Genomic DNA, 14,689 nt, shown 5'->3' on the forward strand with positions numbered 1-14,689 from the left:
CACTTTCCCAGAAACAAATATTTGTTTTGACCAGCCTCCCATAGGTTTGATGCCGAGGAGACATGCCCCGGTCCCGCGGATCGGAACCAGAGACGGGAGGACCCCATGGCCGCACATCCGACGCTGAAGCCCTTCAACTTCAAGAAATGGGTCGAGGACAACGCCGACAAGCTGCGCCCGCCGGTGGGCAACCAGCTTTTGCACAAGGACGGCGACATGATCGTCATGGTCGTCGGCGGCCCGAACACGCGGGTCGACTTTCACGATGACCCGGTGGAGGAATGGTTCTTCCAGCAGAAGGGCGACATGATGCTGAAGATCGCCGATGGCGGAAAGATCTATGACGTGCCGGTCCGCGAGGGCGAGGTCTTCATGCTGCCGCCCCATGTCCGCCACGCGCCGCAGCGCCCGCAGGAAGGCTCCATCGGCATCGTCGTCGAGGCGCCGCGCCAGCCCGGCATGGTAGAGGGGTTTGAATGGTACTGCTTCAACTGCGAAGGCCGCGTCCACCGCGAAGAGGTTGCTTTGGACAGCCCGGAAGGTATCGTGACCGAATTGCCCAAGATCTATGAGGCGTTCCACAACAGCACCGAGGCGCGCACCTGCCCGCATTGCGGCACCCTTCATCCCGGCCGTGGCAAGCCGCCCGCAGGCTGGGTCAACCTCTGACCGCGGCAAAAGACGACAAAAACAGGGAGACGATCATGACATTCAGCATCAGGGCGCTTTCGGGCGCGGCCGGTATCGCCATGGCCTTTTCGGTGACGGCGGCCGGGGCAGAGGATTTCCGCCTCGGCCTCATCACCCCGCCACCCCATATCTGGACCAAGGCGGCCGAGGCCTTCGGCGCCGAACTGGCCGAACAAAGCGGCGGCGCGCACAGCCTGACCGTGTTCCCGGCCCAGCAGCTTGGCAATGAGGCCGAGATGCTTCAGCAATTGCAGACCGGCGCGCTGGACATGGCCTTCATGACCGTGGCCGAAGTGTCGAACCGGGCGCCGGATTTCGGCGCCTTCTATGCGCCCTTCCTGGTCAATGACATCGACCATGCGGGCCGTCTTCTGCGCACGGATGAGGCCAGGACGCTTCTCGATCAGCTTCCGGCCACGGTGGGGGTCGTCGGCACCGGCTATGGCATGGCGGGGCTGCGTCAGATCGTGGCGCGCGGCAGCGTCGACAGCGCCGCCGACCTTGCGGGGAAGAAGATCCGCATCACCCCCTTCGCCCCGATCCTCGACTTCTACAACGCGCTTGGCGCGGCCCCGACGCCGATGCCCTTGCCCGATGTCTATGACGCGCTGGCCAATGGCCAGGTCGACGCGATCGACATGGATGCCGAGCTGATCTGGGTGCTGAAATACTATGAACACGCCGACACAGTGGTGCAGACCAACCACATGATGTTCCCGATGGTCGGCCTTGTCTCCGGCAAGGTCTGGGCCGGGCTGTCCGAAGAGGACCGCGCGATGATCGGCACCTTGATGGCCAAGCATGTCGACGGCACCATCGACAGCTATATCGCCAACGAACAGCCATGGCTTGACGAGATCAAGGCGACGGGCAAAACCTACAAGGTGGTGGATGCCGGTTTCTTCGGCGACGCGGTCGAGAAGTGGAACGCGATCTGGGCCGCCAAGGCGCCCGCGCTGGAAAGCCTGCGCGCCGCCGCAAAGGCAACGGCCGAATAACGGCCGGCAAGGACAAGGCCGGGGCGAATGCACAGCCGCCCCGGCTGTCTTGGGGAGGGGGCGATGCTCTACCGGATTTCCGCGCTCTGGGCGCGGGTCGAGATTGCTCTGGCCGCCGGACTGGCCCTTGCGGTGACGCTCCTGATCCTGCTCAACGTCGTGACCCGCAACATGGGCGCGGCCCTCTTCTGGGTCGATGAACTGGCGATCTATGCGATGGCCTGGATGACCTTCCTTGGCGCCTCTGCCGCCATCCATTTCGGCCATTCCGTCGCCATCACCCTTGTCACCGACGTGTTGCCGACCCCGGTCCGGCGGGCCGTGACCATCGGGGTGGACATCGTGATCCTCGGCTTTGCCCTTGCGATGGTCTGGTTCTGCTGGATCTGGTTCGCGCCGCTGGACCTGATGCGGCACGGCTTCGACACCGGCGCGTTTCAGGCGGCGACCTTCAACTTCATCTATGCCGAGCCGACCACCACGCTGGGCATCGCCAAATCCTGGGTCTGGCTGGTCATGTGGGCCTTTTCGCTGGGGATGGTGCTGCACGGTCTTGCCAATCTTGCCACCCATCTGCGGGGCAGGGTCACCGCATGACGCCGGTCGTCTTCATCATCGGCCTTCTGGCCGCCATTCCGGTTGCCATCGTGCTGGCGCTGACCGCGATCTGGTACATCTGGGAAAGCGGCAACACGGTGCTGTTCCAGAGCTTCGCCCAGAAGATGTTCGCGGGGATCGAGAATTACGGCCTGCTGGCGATCCCGCTTTTCATGCTGACCGGCGAGATGATGAACGAAGGCGGCATGACCCGGCGTCTCATCAACGCGGCGCGGGTCTTTGTCGGCGGCTTCCGGGGCGGGCTGGCCTATATCAACCTGCTGGCCAACATGTTCATGGCCGCGATCATCGGCTCGGCCACGGCGCAGATCGCGGTGATGGCCCGCGCCATGGTGCCGGAGATGGAACGCGAGGGGTATGACAAGGGCTTCGCCGCCGCGACGACCGCCGCGGGCGGACTTCTGGCGCCGGTCATCCCGCCCTCGATGATGTTCGTGATATACGGCGTCCTTGCACAGATCCCGATCGGCGACATGTTTCTGGCGGGCATCCTGCCGGGGCTGCTTCTGGCGGTCTGCTTCGCCGCCGTGATCGCGCTGATCGGCTTCTGGCGGGGCTTTCCCAAGGGAAGCTGGTTCACCCGGCGCGAGGCGATCCTTGCCCTTCTTCAATGCCTTCCGGCGGCGCTGATCCCGGTTGCGATCATCGGCGGCATCCTTTTTGGCGTGGCGACGCCGACGGAATCCGCCGCGGTCGCCTCGTTGATCGCTTTCTTCATCGGCTGGCTGGTCTACCGCGAACTCAAGCCCGCCGCGCTGTTCGAGATGTTCCGGCGCACCGCTGTCAACGCCTCGGTCATCATCTTCATGATCGCGACGGCCAATGTCTTTGGCTGGGTCATCATATATGAGGCGCTGCCGCAGAAACTGGCAGCCCTTATCACCTCGCTGACCTCCGATCCGTTCCTGTTCCTGCTGATCGTGAATGTGATCCTGCTGGTCGTGGGAATGCTGATCGACGGGATAGCGGCGGTGATCCTCATCACCCCGATCCTGCTGCCCATCGCGATGAGCAATTATGACATCAGCCCCTATCAGTTCGGGGTGGTGATGTGCCTCAACCTCGTGCTGGGCCTCCTGACGCCGCCGGTGGGCGTGGGGCTTTACATCTGTAGCTCGATGAGCGGGGTGAAGCCCGGCCAGATCCTGCGCTCGCTCTGGCCGTTCCTTCTGGCCGTCGCGGTGGTCCTTGTGCTGCTCAGCCGCTACCCGATCCTGTCGACGGCGTTTCATTCGTAGGGCGGCACCGGGGCGGTCTCCCCGATGCCGGACAGGCAGGTCGCAGGGCTATTTCGCGCCACCGCCGCCACCGCCGGGCGTTTCTTCCATCACATCGGCGCCAAAGAGAATCTCCCACATGTCCATCACGTCCTCGGCGTTCTTGCCGCTGGTCGTCATGCCCATGAAGGTCTTGTCGGAATGTTTCATCGACGAACAGGTGATGGCGAGGTGGCGGTGGCTCACCTTCATGTCCATCGGCTCGACGATGTGATGCGCGGTAGAATGCAGCGCCGGCGACATATGGGCGAGCTTGTGGAACATGTTCAGGTCGGCCATCGTCGGCCAGCGGCGCACGTCGTCAAGGTCGCGGATGAAGGGCGCGCCGGTCATCGGGACAAAGATCGAATGCTTGCCGCGGAATGGAAGGAACCGTTCGGGGTTCCCCGCCCGGTAGGTCCAGCCCGAGGGGATGGAGGAAATAAGCTCCCGCACCAGACCGCGATCGAGGTAGACCCGCTCCCCCTCGACCTTCGCACCCTGATCTTCGCTGAAATAGGTTGCCGGAGAGTGGTTCTGCCGGGCCATTCCGGCAGTCATGTCTGCGAAGCGAAGCGTCCAAAATGCGACGCGGGGGGCAGGGTCAGACCGACTCGGGCAGGTATAGCAGCGGGTCGGGCTTGCGTGGCGGGGGGCGCTTCGCACCCGGCGTCAGGACAGAGCGGACCATCTGGTCGACCAGATCGGTGCAAAGCTGCTCCAGCGGCGTGGCGATCACCATCGTGACATAGCGGTCAGCCAGCGCGCTTCTGCTGTCCGGGGTCAGCTCATTGACGATCAGCGTCAGCCTGTCAGGCGGGCGCGCCGCACGCAGCGCGGCAATCGCGCCCTCCATTCCGCCGCCCGCGACGTAAAGGCCCGAAAGGTCCGGCACCCGTTCCAGAAGGTCCAGCGTCGCCTCATAGGTCACGGCCCGCGTTTCAAGGTTCACGGCGGTGTCAAGGACGGTGATCCGGGGCGCATGATCGCGCAGACAGGCGCGAAAGCCCGTGTCCCGCATCGCCTGCCCGTGCCAGCGCGTGCCGCCGACAAAGACCGCGACCTTGCCCGGCGCTTGCAGGCGCGTCGCCATCATCCATCCGGCCAGGCGCCCCACCCGCAGGTTGTCGAGGCCAAGATACCCGCTGCCCGACGACCCGGCGAAATCGTTCAGCATGGAAAAGACCGGCAGGCCGCGCCGGGCCAGATCGCCCGCAAGGCGCGACAGGCTGGCATGGTTCACGGCGGTCGCCGCGATGGCCTGACAGTCCCCCGCCAGCGCCCCGATTTCCTTCGCGAAGTCATCGGGGGCCTGTGAGGGCGAAAACCTGATCTGCGGGCGGATGCGCAGATCGGCGCGGGCCGCGCAGGCGCGTCCGATCTCTGCCGCGAAACGCTGGTAGAAGGGCTGGCCGCGCTTGTGCAGCACGAAACCCAGCGTCACCTCAGCCAGATCGCCCGTCGCGGCGCCCCTGAGCGCGGCGGGCAGGGGGTAGCCGATCCGCGCTGCCGCCTCGGCCACCTGCATCCGCGCGCGGGGCGACACATTCGGCCGGTCATGCAGGACCCGGTCGACGGTAGCGACCCCAAGGCCCGCCGCACGGGCCAGGGCGGTGATCGTCAGCTTGCGGGCCATCTCGCATCCGTTGAGGGGATTTCATCAGCGACGCCCTTCACCCTTGATGGGTTTTGATGGAATTTCAACCGGCAATTCTTTGGCGAAGGGACCGCCGCCGCTACCGTTCCCCCGACAGGACGCTGACGGGAGGGAGGAGCCGATGGCGACGCGCGACTATTCGATGCTGGGGCCGGATGCCAGGCGGGCGGTGGAGACGGGTCTGGCCGCCGCCGAGTGGTATCATACCGACATCCCCCGCAAGGAGATGAAGGACCTGATGAAACGCGCCGATGGCCCCGCCATCCGCGACACGATCCTTCTCTTCGCCGCCATGGCCCTTTTCGCCGGGATCGGCATCGCGCTTTGGCCAGGCTGGTGGTCCGCGCCCTTCTGGCTGGCCTACGGCGTCCTTTACGGTTCGGCCATGGATTCGCGCTGGCATGAATGCAGCCACGGGACCGCGTTCAAGACCCGGCATTACAACGACTGGCTTTATCAGATCGCCAGCTTCTGCATGGTCCGCAACCCGGTTTCATGGCGCTGGTCCCATACCCGCCATCACACCGATACGATCATCGTCGGACGCGACCCCGAGATCGTGTTGATGCGTCCCCCGGCGCTGGCGCGGGTGATCCTGAACTTTTTCGGCCTGCTCGACGCGCCGAAGGGCTGGGCGCGGATGGTCACCAACGCCATGGGCCGAATTCACCCCGAAGAGGCCGACTATATCCCCGAACAGGAACAGCCGAAGGTCATCCGCGTGGCGCGGATCTGGGTCGCGATCTATGCCGCGACCATCGGCCTTGCGGTTGCCACCGGCTCGATCCTGCCGCTGATGGTGATCGGGCTGCCGCGCTTCTACGGGGCCTGGCATCATGTAATGACCGGGCTTTTGCAGCATGGCGGGCTGGCCGACAACGTCATCGACCACCGGCTGAACTCGCGCACCGTCTACATGAACCCGGTCTCGCGCTTCATCTACTGGAACATGAACTATCATGTCGAACATCACATGTTCCCGATGGTGCCATACCACCAGCTGCCCGCGCTCCATGCGGCGATCAGGCACGACCTGCCCGCGCCGAACCGCTCGATCGCCGAAGGCTTTGCCGAGATGTGGCCAGCGCTGAAGCGGCAGCTGCGGTATGAGGATTTCTTTCTTCTGCGCGAACTGCCCGCCTCGGCCCGGCCCTATCGCGAGGATTTCCACAGCGCGGCCCTTGGCGCCGCCGCCGAATGACCGGCAGGCAGGCGGTCCGGGCCGGGCCGCCACCCCCCAACAGGAACAGGAGGACACAGGACAATGCCCTGGATTGACGCTTGCGCAACCGATGAGATCGACGAAGAGGACCTGATCCGCTTCGACCACGGCGACCGGACCTTTGCCATCTACCATTCCCCGGACGGGGAATTCTTCTGCACCGATGGCAAATGCACCCATGAGGAGGTGCATCTGGAGGGCGGCCTGGTCATGGAGTATGAGATCGAGTGTCCCAAGCACAACGCGACCTTCGATTATCGCACGGGTGAGGCAAAGCGCGCCCCGGCCTGTGTCAACCTGAATACCTACAAGGTGAAGGTCGAAGACGGCCGCGTGTGGATCGAGCTGTGACATGAGGGGGACACGGCCGACCGTCGCAGATATCAGGGCGCTGAAGGGCAAGCGTCCGCTGACCATGCTTTACGTTGAAACGGTCGAAGAGGCCGAAGCGGCAGCCGCCGCCGGGATCGACATGCTGTCGATCATCGACCCGCTCTGGACGCCCCGGATGCGCGCGGCGGCGGGCGATTGCTTCGTACAGGTCGGGCTGCTTTACGGCCAGCTTGTCACCGCCGAGGATTACCTGCGCGCGGCCCATCGGGCGATGCAGATAGGTGGCGATTGCGTTTACTGTGCCTCGTCCCTCGGCACGATCCGGGCGCTGGCCGAAGATGGCATCCCCGTGGTCAGCCATGTCGGCCTGATCCCGTCAAAGGCGACCTGGACCGGCGGCTTCAAGGCGGTGGGCAAGACGGCCGACAGCGCGCTGTCGGTCTGGCGCCATGTCCGGCAACTGGAAGAGGCGGGCGCCTTCGGGGCAGAGCTTGAGGTCGTCCCCGACCGCGTCGCGGCCGAGATCAGCCGCCGCACGCCCTTGGTGATGCTGGGCATGGGGGCCGGGTCGGGCGCCGATGCGCAGTACCTGTTCGCCGAGGATGTGCTGGGCTGCACGCGCGGCCACCGGCCGAGGCATGCAAGGACCTACCGGAACTTCGCCGCCGAATACGCGCGCCTTCAGGCCGAGCGGGTCGCGGCATTCGGTGAGTTTCGCGCCGATGTCGAAAGCGGCGCCTATCCGGCGGCGGAACATGTCGTGCCGATAGAGGATGCTGAATTCGAGGCGTTTCTGGCGGGCCTCTGACCGCGCCCCGGCCTTCAGGGCCGCGCGCCCCCCGCCATCGAAATCTCCGTCCCCCATTCCGCGCAGGCGGTTTCAAGGCCCGCGGGCAGGGGGCCGTCGGTGAAGAAGGTATCGACCTCCGCCAGCGAGGCGATCCGCGCGGGCGCGCTGCGCGAGAACTTCGTGTGATCGGCAACAAGAAAGGTCTTGCGCCCGCTTTTCAGGATCGCCTTGCTGACGCTGACCTCCTGAATGTCGAAATCGAGGATGTCGCCGTCCCGGTCCAGCGCCGAACAGCCGATCACGGCCAGGTCGAACTTGAACTGCCGGATCGTCGATTCCGCGAGATTGCCGATCAGCCCGCCATCGGTCCGGCGCAGATGGCCGCCGGTCACGACGATCTCGCAATCCGGGTTTCCGGCAAGGATATTGGCCACGTTCATGTTGTTCGTCACCACCATCAGGTCGCGGTGGTTCAAAAGCTCGCGTGCCACGGCCTCGGTCGAGGTGCCGATGTTGAGAAACAGAGACACCCCGTTCGGGATGCGCGCGGCGCAGGCGCGGGCAATCGCGGCCTTGGCGGCGGGGTTGAGCGAGCGGCGCTCCTCATACCTGATGTTCGTGGTGTTCGACGGCAGGATGGCCCCGCCATGGACACGTTCCAGCCGCCCGGCCTCGGCAAGCTCGGTCAGGTCGCGGCGGATGGTCTGAAGCGTCACGCCGAAATGGCTGGCGAGTCCCTCCACGGTCACCTTGCCATCGCGATGCGCGATTTCGAGGATATCGGGCTGGCGAAACGATTGCGACACGGGCGTTCTCTTTCTTTCTGTCAGTCGCGCTTCGGTAATCTTTGAACCACAGCAGAGCATCTGGCGCACGGAAACGCAAATTTTCCGGCGATTCCCGGTCGATTTGGCTCCTCCGCCGCAGGGAATACATCCGTAGCGCGAGATTTTCCCATAAAGATCAATGTACTACTAAAAGCGAAGAAAAGCGAATGCGAATCTATTGCGATAATGTTCGCTTTGGGTCATGTTAGCGCCGAAAGGTCCTTGGGAGGGGACCGGGGGGATTTCGTGAACCAGACGCCTGACAGTCAGACAGCCGATCTTTTCATCATCGGCGGCGGCATCAACGGATGCGGCATCGCGCGCGACGCGGCGGGGCGGGGACTGTCCGTGGTTCTGGCCGAGATGAACGACCTTGCCTCGGCCACCTCCTCTGCCTCGACCAAGATGTTCCACGGCGGCTTGCGCTATCTCGAATACTTCGAATTCCGCCTTGTCCGTGAGGCGTTGATCGAACGCGAGGTGTTGCTGCGCGCCATGCCGCATATCAGCTGGCCGATGCGCTTCGTGCTGCCCTATCACAAGGACATGCGGTTCGAGGCCGAAACGCCGACCTCGAAACTCCTCAGCTTCGTCATGCCCTGGATGAAGGGGCGGCGGCCCGCCTGGCTGATCCGGCTGGGACTGTTCATGTATGACAATCTGGGCGGGCGAAAGATCCTGCCCGGCACCACGACCCTGTCGCTGAACGGCACGCGGGAAGGGGCGCCGCTGAACCCGAAATTCCTCAAGGCCTATGAGTATTCCGACTGCTGGGTCGAGGATTCGCGGCTGGTGGTCCTGAACGCCCGCGACGCCGCGGCGCGCGGCGCGCGGATCATGACCCGGACCGAGGTCATCGCGGCCGAGCGGGAAGGCGATCTGTGGCGGATCGAGACGCGGCGGCACGGCTCTGGCGAAACGCAGATCCACCGCGCGCGGATGCTGATCAACGCGGGCGGTCCCTGGGTGGGGGAGATCATTCGCAACACCGTGCGCATCAACTCCCCCGAAGGGGTCCGGCTTGTGCGCGGTTCGCATATCGTGACGCGCAGGCTTTACGATCATGACAAGTGCTATTTCTTTCAGGGGACCGACGGGCGGATCATCTTCGCCATTCCCTATGAAGGCGACTTTACCCTGATCGGCACCACCGATGCCGAACATGGCGACCCCGACACGCGCCCTGTCTGCACGCCCGAGGAGCGCCGCTATCTGATCGACTTCGCGAACCAGTATTTCGCCAGATCCATCACGGATGCCGACATCGTCTGGACCTATTCCGGCGTGCGACCGCTTTATGACGACGGTGCCAGCAGCGCGACGGCGGCGACGCGGGATTACACGCTGAAGGTCAATGCCGAAGGCGGCGCGCCGGTGCTGAACGTCTTTGGTGGCAAGATCACGACCTATCGCAGGCTTGCCGAAAGCGCGCTGGAAAAGGTCGCGGCGCATCTGGGGCCGCACGGGCAACCCTGGACGGCGGGCGTGCCGCTGCCGGGCGGGGATTTCCCGGTTGATGGCGTGGCCGATCTTGTGGCCGGGCTGAAGGCGCGCTTCGGCTTCCTCGACGATGTCCACGCCCGCCGCCTTGTGCGCGCCTATGGGACCGAGGCGGCGCTGGTGCTGGGTGATGCGGCCACCGCCGCCGATCTGGGTCAGGATTTCGGCGCCTCCCTGACCGAGGCCGAGGTCATCTGGCTGATGGACAGCGAATTTGCCCGCACTGCCGAGGATGTCGTCTGGCGGCGCAGCAAGCTGGGGCTGCGGCTGACGCCCGCGCAGGTCGAAACCCTGGACGAATGGATGGCGGCACGATGCCGGTCCGCCTCGACCGCGGCGGAATGAGAGGGAGACGCAAGTGACGCTGGAACTGAAAGGCGTATCGAAGGCCGTCGAGGGGCAGACGCATATCCATGCGACCGACCTGGTGCTTGAGAACGGCACGATGAACGTGCTGCTTGGGCCGACGCTTTCGGGCAAGACCTCTCTCATGCGTCTGATGGCCGGGCTTGATGTGCCGACGACGGGGCAGATCTTCTGGAACGGCACGGATGTGACCGGGATGCGGGTGCAGGACCGCAAGGTCGCCATGGTCTACCAGCAGTTCATCAACTACCCGTCGATGAGCGTCTATGACAACATCGCCTCGCCGCTGAAACTTCTGCGGGTGGACGCCAAAGAGGTGGACCGCCGGGTCCGCGAAAGCGCGGAGCTGATGAAGCTGACCCCGATGCTGGATCGCAAGCCGCTGGAACTGTCGGGCGGCCAGCAGCAGCGCTGCGCGCTGGCCCGCGCGCTGGTCAAGAACGCGGGCCTTGTCCTGCTGGACGAACCGCTCGCCAATCTCGACTACAAGCTGCGGGAGGAGTTGCGGGTGGAGATCCCGAAGATCTTCGAGGCCTCCGGCTCCATCTTCGTCTATGCCACGACCGAACCGGAAGAGGCGCTGCTTCTGGGCGGGAATACCGCGACACTGTGGGAGGGCAGGGTGACCCAGTTCGGCCCCACGCCCGAGGTCTACCGCCGCCCGGTCGATGCGACGACGGCGCGGGTTTTCTCAGACCCGCCGATGAATTTCCTGAAGATCGTCAAGGAAGGCGACAGGCTGCGCTTCGGCGATGGGCAGACTGCCGCCGCCACCGGCCAGATCGCGGCGCTGCCCGATGGCCGCTACACGGCCGGGTTCCGGCCCAACCATCTTGAGATCCACCAACATGCGCCGCAGGCGATGCAGTTCGTCACCCGGCTGACCGTCACCGAACTGACCGGGTCGGAGACCTTCGTGCATCTCGACCATTTCGGCGACCGCTGGGTCGGCCTGATCCACGGCGTCCACGACCTGCGCCTGGGGGAGCGGCTGGATGTCTGGCTCGACCCGCGCCACGTCTATGTCTTTGCCGAGGATGGCAGGCTGGTCACGCCGGCCGCCTACGCCATGGCAGCCTGAGGAGAAGCGAGAATGGCAAAGATCACGCTGTCGAACCTGGCGCATTCCTACCTGCCCAACCCGGCCTCCGAGGACGATTTCGCGTTGAAGGAGCTGAACCACGACTGGCAGGACGGCGCGGCCTATGCGCTTCTGGGGTCGTCGGGCTGCGGCAAGTCCACGCTTCTCAACATCATCTCGGGCCTTCTACGGCCCTCGCAGGGGCGCATCCTGTTTGACGGGCAGGATGTGACCGACGCGCCGACGGCGGAACGCAACATCGCCCAGGTGTTTCAGTTCCCGGTCGTCTACGACACGATGACGGTACGCGACAACCTGGCCTTCCCGCTGCGCAATCGCGGCCGGGATGAAGGCTATGTGGCCGAACGGGTTCAGGAAATCGCCCATATGATCGGCATGGAACACATGCTGGATCGCAAGGCGCGCGGCCTGACGGCGGATGCGAAGCAGAAGATCTCGCTTGGTCGCGGGATGGTGCGCAAGGACGTGAACGCGCTTCTTTTCGACGAACCGCTGACCGTGATCGACCCGCATATGAAATGGGAGCTTCGGACCCAGTTGAAGAAGCTGCACCACGATTTCGGTCATACGATGATCTACGTCACCCACGACCAGACCGAGGCGCTGACCTTCGCCGACAAGGTCGTGGTCATGTATGACGGCCGCGTGGTGCAGATCGGCACGCCCGAGGAACTGTTCGAACGGCCCGAACATACCTTCGTCGGCTATTTCATCGGCTCCCCCGGCATGAACCTGATCCCGGCGACGGTCGACGGCACGACCGCCCGGATCGAGGGCGCGGAAATCCCCCTGGGGCGGGGCTACAAGGGCCTTTCCGGCAAGGTTGAGATCGGCGTGCGCCCGGAATTCGCCCGCCTGTCGCAGTCCGAAGGGCTGCCGGTGACCGTGCGCCGGATCGAGGATGTGGGCCGGCACAAGATCATCCGGGCGGAATTCTTCGGCCGCGACATCAACATCATCGCGCGCGAGGAGGACGCCGTCAGCGCCGACATGAACCGCGTCATCTTCGATGCCGATCACATCAACGTCTACGCCGATGACTGGCGCGTCGCAGGGGAGGCCGCGTGATGGAAAAGACCGTGAACCAGAAGGCGTGGTTCCTCGTCATACCGATGCTGATCCTCGTCGCCTTTTCGGCGGTGATCCCGCTGATGACGGTCGTCAACTACTCGGTGCAGGACACGTTCGGAAACAACCAGTTCTTCTGGGCCGGCCTCGAATGGTTCGATGAGATGCTGCACAGCGACCGGATGTGGGACGCGCTGGGTCGGCAGATCATCTTCTCGGCCATCATCCTGGCGATCGAGGTGCCGCTGGGCATCTTCGTCGCGCTGAACATGCCGAAGAAGGGCTTCTGGTCCTCGCTCTGCCTTGTCCTCATGGCGCTGCCGCTTCTGGTGCCTTGGAACGTGGTCGGCACGATCTGGCAGATCTTCGGCCGCGTCGATATCGGCCTTCTGGGCCACACGCTTGAGGCGATGGGCATCGACTACAACTATACCAGCGACGTCCTCGATGCCTGGGTGACGGTCATCGTCATGGATGTCTGGCACTGGACCTCGCTGGTGGCGCTTCTGGCCTATGCCGGGCTTCAGTCGATCCCCGACGCCTATTATCAGGCCGCCAAGATCGACCAGGCGAGCCGCTGGAAGGTGTTCCGCTATATCGAGCTGCCGAAGATGCAGGGCGTCCTGATGATCGCGATCCTGTTGCGCTTCATGGACAGCTTCATGATCTATACCGAGCCTTTCGTCGTCACCGGCGGCGGTCCCGGCAATGCGACGACCTTCCTGTCCATCGACCTTGTGAAGATGGCCATCGGGCAGTTCGACCTTGGCCCCGCCGCCGCCTTCTCGATCATGTATTTCCTCGTCATCTTGTTGATTTCATGGGTGTTCTACACCGTGATGACGAACCTCGACAAACGGGAGGGCAAGTGATGGCCGCACAAAGCGCCGCGCGTGGCACGGGCCTGCGACTGAACGGCAAGGCCGTGGTGATGACGCTCTACCTCGTCTTCCTGCTCTTGCCGATCTACTGGCTTTTGAACATGAGCCTGAAGACCAATTCGGAGATCCTGAACGTCTTTTCGCTGTGGCCGCGCGACCTGACTTTCGCGAATTACCGCACGATCCTGACCGACCCGAGCTGGTATATGGGCTATGTCAACAGCCTGATCTATGTCGTGATGAACACCGTCATTTCGCTGACGGTCGCGCTGCCCGCCGCCTATGCGTTCAGCCGCTATTCCTTCATGGGCGACAAGCACCTGTTCTTCTGGCTCCTGACCAACCGCATGGCACCGCCCGCCGTCTTCGCGCTGCCGTTCTTTCAGCTGTATTCCTCGGTTGGCCTTTTCGACACGCATATCGCCGTGGCGCTGGCGCATTGCCTGTTCAACGTGCCGCTGGCGGTCTGGATCCTTGAAGGTTTCATGCGCGGCGTCCCGAAAGAGATTGATGAGACCGCCTATATCGACGGCTACGGCTTTGGCCGCTTCTTCATCCGCATCTTCATGCCGCTGATCGCAAGCGGCATCGGTGTCGCCGCCTTCTTCTGCTTCATGTTCTCCTGGGTCGAGCTGCTGCTAAGCCGCACCCTGACCTCGGTCAACGCCAAGCCCATCGCCGCGACGATGACCCGCACGGTGTCGGCCTCGGGCCTCGACTGGGGCGTGCTGGCCGCCGCCGGGGTTCTGACCATCGTGCCGGGCGCGCTCGTGATCTACTTCGTCCGCAACTACATCGCCAAGGGCTTTGCCCTGGGGAGGGTGTGATGAACGAAGGCGCGGAGCGGCTCTGGCGTCGTTGGGGCGATGTGTTTGCCGAACGCACGCGGTCCCTTGGCCGGGGTCGGGTGTTCAGCGTTCGCGAGGTTTTTACGAGCGAATGGAACACTGAAATCGCCGGTGGTGAACGCGGGATGCTCGGTCAGGCCATCAGGCAGGCGGTGAGGGGTGAGGATGACCAAGGGGTATTGGCCCACATCGAAGAGGTAGGCGGTTCCGAGATCGGGAACTCCAAAGTGAAATATCGGAGACTTTGAAATGGACTGGATGGCCTGGACCGTACCGACCGCGATCTTCTTCGCCGTCATCGCCTGTCTGCTCATCACCTTCACCATCCTCGCGATCAAGTTTCCCGAAACGCCGCGTGTCGGCGTGCTTCGGATCGAGACGACGCGGGGTGACCGCCTTTTCATCACGCTTCTGGGTTCGGCCTTCATCAATCTGGCCTGGCTCGGTCTTGTCAGCGCGCCGCAATGGGGCGCGCTGATCGTCTGCCTGATCTACGCCGCAGCGGTCTTTCGCTGGGTCTGAGAGGGCTTAAC

General features: G+C 64.0%; 17 protein-coding genes. 14 read left to right on the forward strand and 3 right to left on the reverse strand.

Going from position 1 to position 14,689, the window contains the following annotated elements:
* Positions 1–105 precede the first annotated feature (105 nt).
* From LX70_RS13890 to LX70_RS13905, 4 genes are all read left to right on the forward strand, one after another.
* On the forward strand, positions 106–669 hold the full coding sequence (locus LX70_RS13890; protein ID WP_105515385.1) for a 3-hydroxyanthranilate 3,4-dioxygenase: 564 nt from the start codon (positions 106–108) through the stop codon (positions 667–669).
* 35 nt (positions 670–704) lie between these two features.
* Complete coding sequence (locus LX70_RS13895; RefSeq protein WP_105515386.1) at positions 705–1,688, forward strand: TRAP transporter substrate-binding protein; 984 nt, start codon at positions 705–707, stop codon at positions 1,686–1,688.
* Positions 1,689–1,751: 63 nt separating this feature from the next.
* Entirely contained in the window at positions 1,752–2,285 is a 534-nt protein-coding gene (locus LX70_RS13900) for a TRAP transporter small permease (protein WP_105515387.1), read from the forward strand.
* Complete coding sequence (locus tag LX70_RS13905) at positions 2,282–3,544, forward strand: TRAP transporter large permease (RefSeq protein ID WP_105515388.1); 1,263 nt, start codon at positions 2,282–2,284, stop codon at positions 3,542–3,544. Before LX70_RS13900 ends, LX70_RS13905 begins: the two co-directional genes overlap by 4 nt.
* 48 nt (positions 3,545–3,592) lie before the next feature.
* Here the strand turns inward: LX70_RS13905 and LX70_RS13910 are convergent, their stop codons facing one another.
* Together LX70_RS13910 and LX70_RS13915 are read right to left on the reverse strand one after the other, a co-directional pair.
* A complete protein-coding gene (locus LX70_RS13910) occupies positions 3,593–4,111 on the reverse strand; it encodes a trimethylamine methyltransferase family protein (RefSeq protein WP_281260451.1) in 519 nt (172 codons plus the stop codon).
* Positions 4,112–4,166: 55 nt separating this feature from the next.
* On the reverse strand, positions 4,167–5,198 hold the full coding sequence (locus LX70_RS13915) for a LacI family DNA-binding transcriptional regulator (protein WP_105515389.1): 1,032 nt from the start codon (positions 5,196–5,198) through the stop codon (positions 4,167–4,169).
* 142 nt (positions 5,199–5,340) lie between these two features.
* Here LX70_RS13915 and LX70_RS13920 point away from each other — a divergent pair, with 142 nt between their 5' ends.
* From LX70_RS13920 to LX70_RS13930, 3 genes are all read left to right on the forward strand, one after another.
* Entirely contained in the window at positions 5,341–6,420 is a 1,080-nt protein-coding gene (locus LX70_RS13920; RefSeq protein ID WP_105515390.1) for a fatty acid desaturase family protein, read from the forward strand.
* A 63-nt stretch (positions 6,421–6,483) separates the two neighbouring features.
* The gene (locus LX70_RS13925) at positions 6,484–6,792 is read left to right on the forward strand and encodes a MocE family 2Fe-2S type ferredoxin (RefSeq protein ID WP_105515391.1); all 309 of its coding nucleotides are present in this window, start codon (positions 6,484–6,486) and stop codon (positions 6,790–6,792) included.
* Between the two features lies 1 nt (position 6,793).
* Complete coding sequence (locus LX70_RS13930; RefSeq protein ID WP_105515392.1) at positions 6,794–7,582, forward strand: 3-methyl-2-oxobutanoate hydroxymethyltransferase; 789 nt, start codon at positions 6,794–6,796, stop codon at positions 7,580–7,582.
* 14 nt (positions 7,583–7,596) lie between these two features.
* Here LX70_RS13930 and LX70_RS13935 read toward each other — a convergent pair whose 3' ends face one another.
* Positions 7,597–8,370: a DeoR/GlpR family DNA-binding transcription regulator gene (locus tag LX70_RS13935; RefSeq protein ID WP_105515393.1), complete on the reverse strand. Its 774-nt coding sequence runs from the start codon at positions 8,368–8,370 to the stop codon at positions 7,597–7,599.
* A gap of 267 nt (positions 8,371–8,637) precedes the next feature.
* On the opposite strand from LX70_RS13935, the gene glpD reads away from it, so the two are divergent.
* From glpD to LX70_RS13970, 7 genes are read left to right on the forward strand one after another with little or no spacing between them, the layout of a single operon-like run.
* Positions 8,638–10,236 (forward strand): glycerol-3-phosphate dehydrogenase, encoded by a 1,599-nt coding sequence (gene glpD, locus LX70_RS13940; protein ID WP_245885094.1) that lies wholly within the window; start codon positions 8,638–8,640, stop codon positions 10,234–10,236.
* A gap of 13 nt (positions 10,237–10,249) precedes the next feature.
* Positions 10,250–11,338: an ABC transporter ATP-binding protein gene (locus LX70_RS13945; protein ID WP_105515395.1), complete on the forward strand. Its 1,089-nt coding sequence runs from the start codon at positions 10,250–10,252 to the stop codon at positions 11,336–11,338.
* Between the two features lie 12 nt (positions 11,339–11,350).
* Positions 11,351–12,427, forward strand: coding sequence for an ABC transporter ATP-binding protein (locus LX70_RS13950; protein WP_105515396.1), 1,077 nt, complete (start codon positions 11,351–11,353; stop codon positions 12,425–12,427).
* Positions 12,427–13,299, forward strand: a complete 873-nt coding sequence (locus tag LX70_RS13955) for a carbohydrate ABC transporter permease (RefSeq protein WP_105515397.1) — start codon at positions 12,427–12,429, stop codon at positions 13,297–13,299. The genes LX70_RS13950 and LX70_RS13955 overlap by 1 nt, the downstream gene beginning before the upstream one ends.
* Complete coding sequence (locus LX70_RS13960; protein WP_211301724.1) at positions 13,299–14,135, forward strand: carbohydrate ABC transporter permease; 837 nt, start codon at positions 13,299–13,301, stop codon at positions 14,133–14,135. Before LX70_RS13955 ends, LX70_RS13960 begins: the two co-directional genes overlap by 1 nt.
* Positions 14,135–14,404, forward strand: a complete 270-nt coding sequence (locus tag LX70_RS13965; RefSeq protein ID WP_105515399.1) for a hypothetical protein — start codon at positions 14,135–14,137, stop codon at positions 14,402–14,404. The genes LX70_RS13960 and LX70_RS13965 overlap by 1 nt, the downstream gene beginning before the upstream one ends.
* A 1-nt stretch (position 14,405) precedes the next feature.
* On the forward strand, positions 14,406–14,678 hold the full coding sequence (locus LX70_RS13970) for a DUF2160 domain-containing protein (RefSeq protein ID WP_105515400.1): 273 nt from the start codon (positions 14,406–14,408) through the stop codon (positions 14,676–14,678).
* Positions 14,679–14,689 lie beyond the last annotated feature (11 nt).

The organism is Albidovulum denitrificans (genome assembly GCF_002973535.1).
Taxonomy (GTDB): domain Bacteria; phylum Pseudomonadota; class Alphaproteobacteria; order Rhodobacterales; family Rhodobacteraceae; genus Albidovulum; species Albidovulum denitrificans.

Bases quoted from the DNA above. Each gene is read 5' to 3' on its own strand.
- LX70_RS13930 (WP_105515392.1), top strand. From the start codon at position 6,794: ATGAGGGGGACACGGCCGACCGTCGCAGATATCAGGGCGCTGAAGGGC.
- LX70_RS13910 (WP_281260451.1), bottom strand. From the start codon at position 4,111: ATGGCCCGGCAGAACCACTCTCCGGCAACCTATTTCAGCGAAGATCAG.
- LX70_RS13965 (WP_105515399.1), top strand. From the start codon at position 14,135: ATGAACGAAGGCGCGGAGCGGCTCTGGCGTCGTTGGGGCGATGTGTTT.
- LX70_RS13895 (WP_105515386.1), top strand. From the start codon at position 705: ATGACATTCAGCATCAGGGCGCTTTCGGGCGCGGCCGGTATCGCCATG.
- LX70_RS13960 (WP_211301724.1), top strand. From the start codon at position 13,299: ATGGCCGCACAAAGCGCCGCGCGTGGCACGGGCCTGCGACTGAACGGC.
- LX70_RS13970 (WP_105515400.1), top strand. From the start codon at position 14,406: ATGGACTGGATGGCCTGGACCGTACCGACCGCGATCTTCTTCGCCGTC.
- LX70_RS13905 (WP_105515388.1), top strand. From the start codon at position 2,282: ATGACGCCGGTCGTCTTCATCATCGGCCTTCTGGCCGCCATTCCGGTT.
- LX70_RS13925 (WP_105515391.1), top strand. From the start codon at position 6,484: ATGCCCTGGATTGACGCTTGCGCAACCGATGAGATCGACGAAGAGGAC.
- LX70_RS13920 (WP_105515390.1), top strand. From the start codon at position 5,341: ATGGCGACGCGCGACTATTCGATGCTGGGGCCGGATGCCAGGCGGGCG.
- LX70_RS13890 (WP_105515385.1), top strand. From the start codon at position 106: ATGGCCGCACATCCGACGCTGAAGCCCTTCAACTTCAAGAAATGGGTC.
- LX70_RS13950 (WP_105515396.1), top strand. From the start codon at position 11,351: ATGGCAAAGATCACGCTGTCGAACCTGGCGCATTCCTACCTGCCCAAC.
- LX70_RS13900 (WP_105515387.1), top strand. From the start codon at position 1,752: ATGCTCTACCGGATTTCCGCGCTCTGGGCGCGGGTCGAGATTGCTCTG.
- LX70_RS13955 (WP_105515397.1), top strand. From the start codon at position 12,427: ATGGAAAAGACCGTGAACCAGAAGGCGTGGTTCCTCGTCATACCGATG.
- LX70_RS13915 (WP_105515389.1), bottom strand. From the start codon at position 5,198: ATGGCCCGCAAGCTGACGATCACCGCCCTGGCCCGTGCGGCGGGCCTT.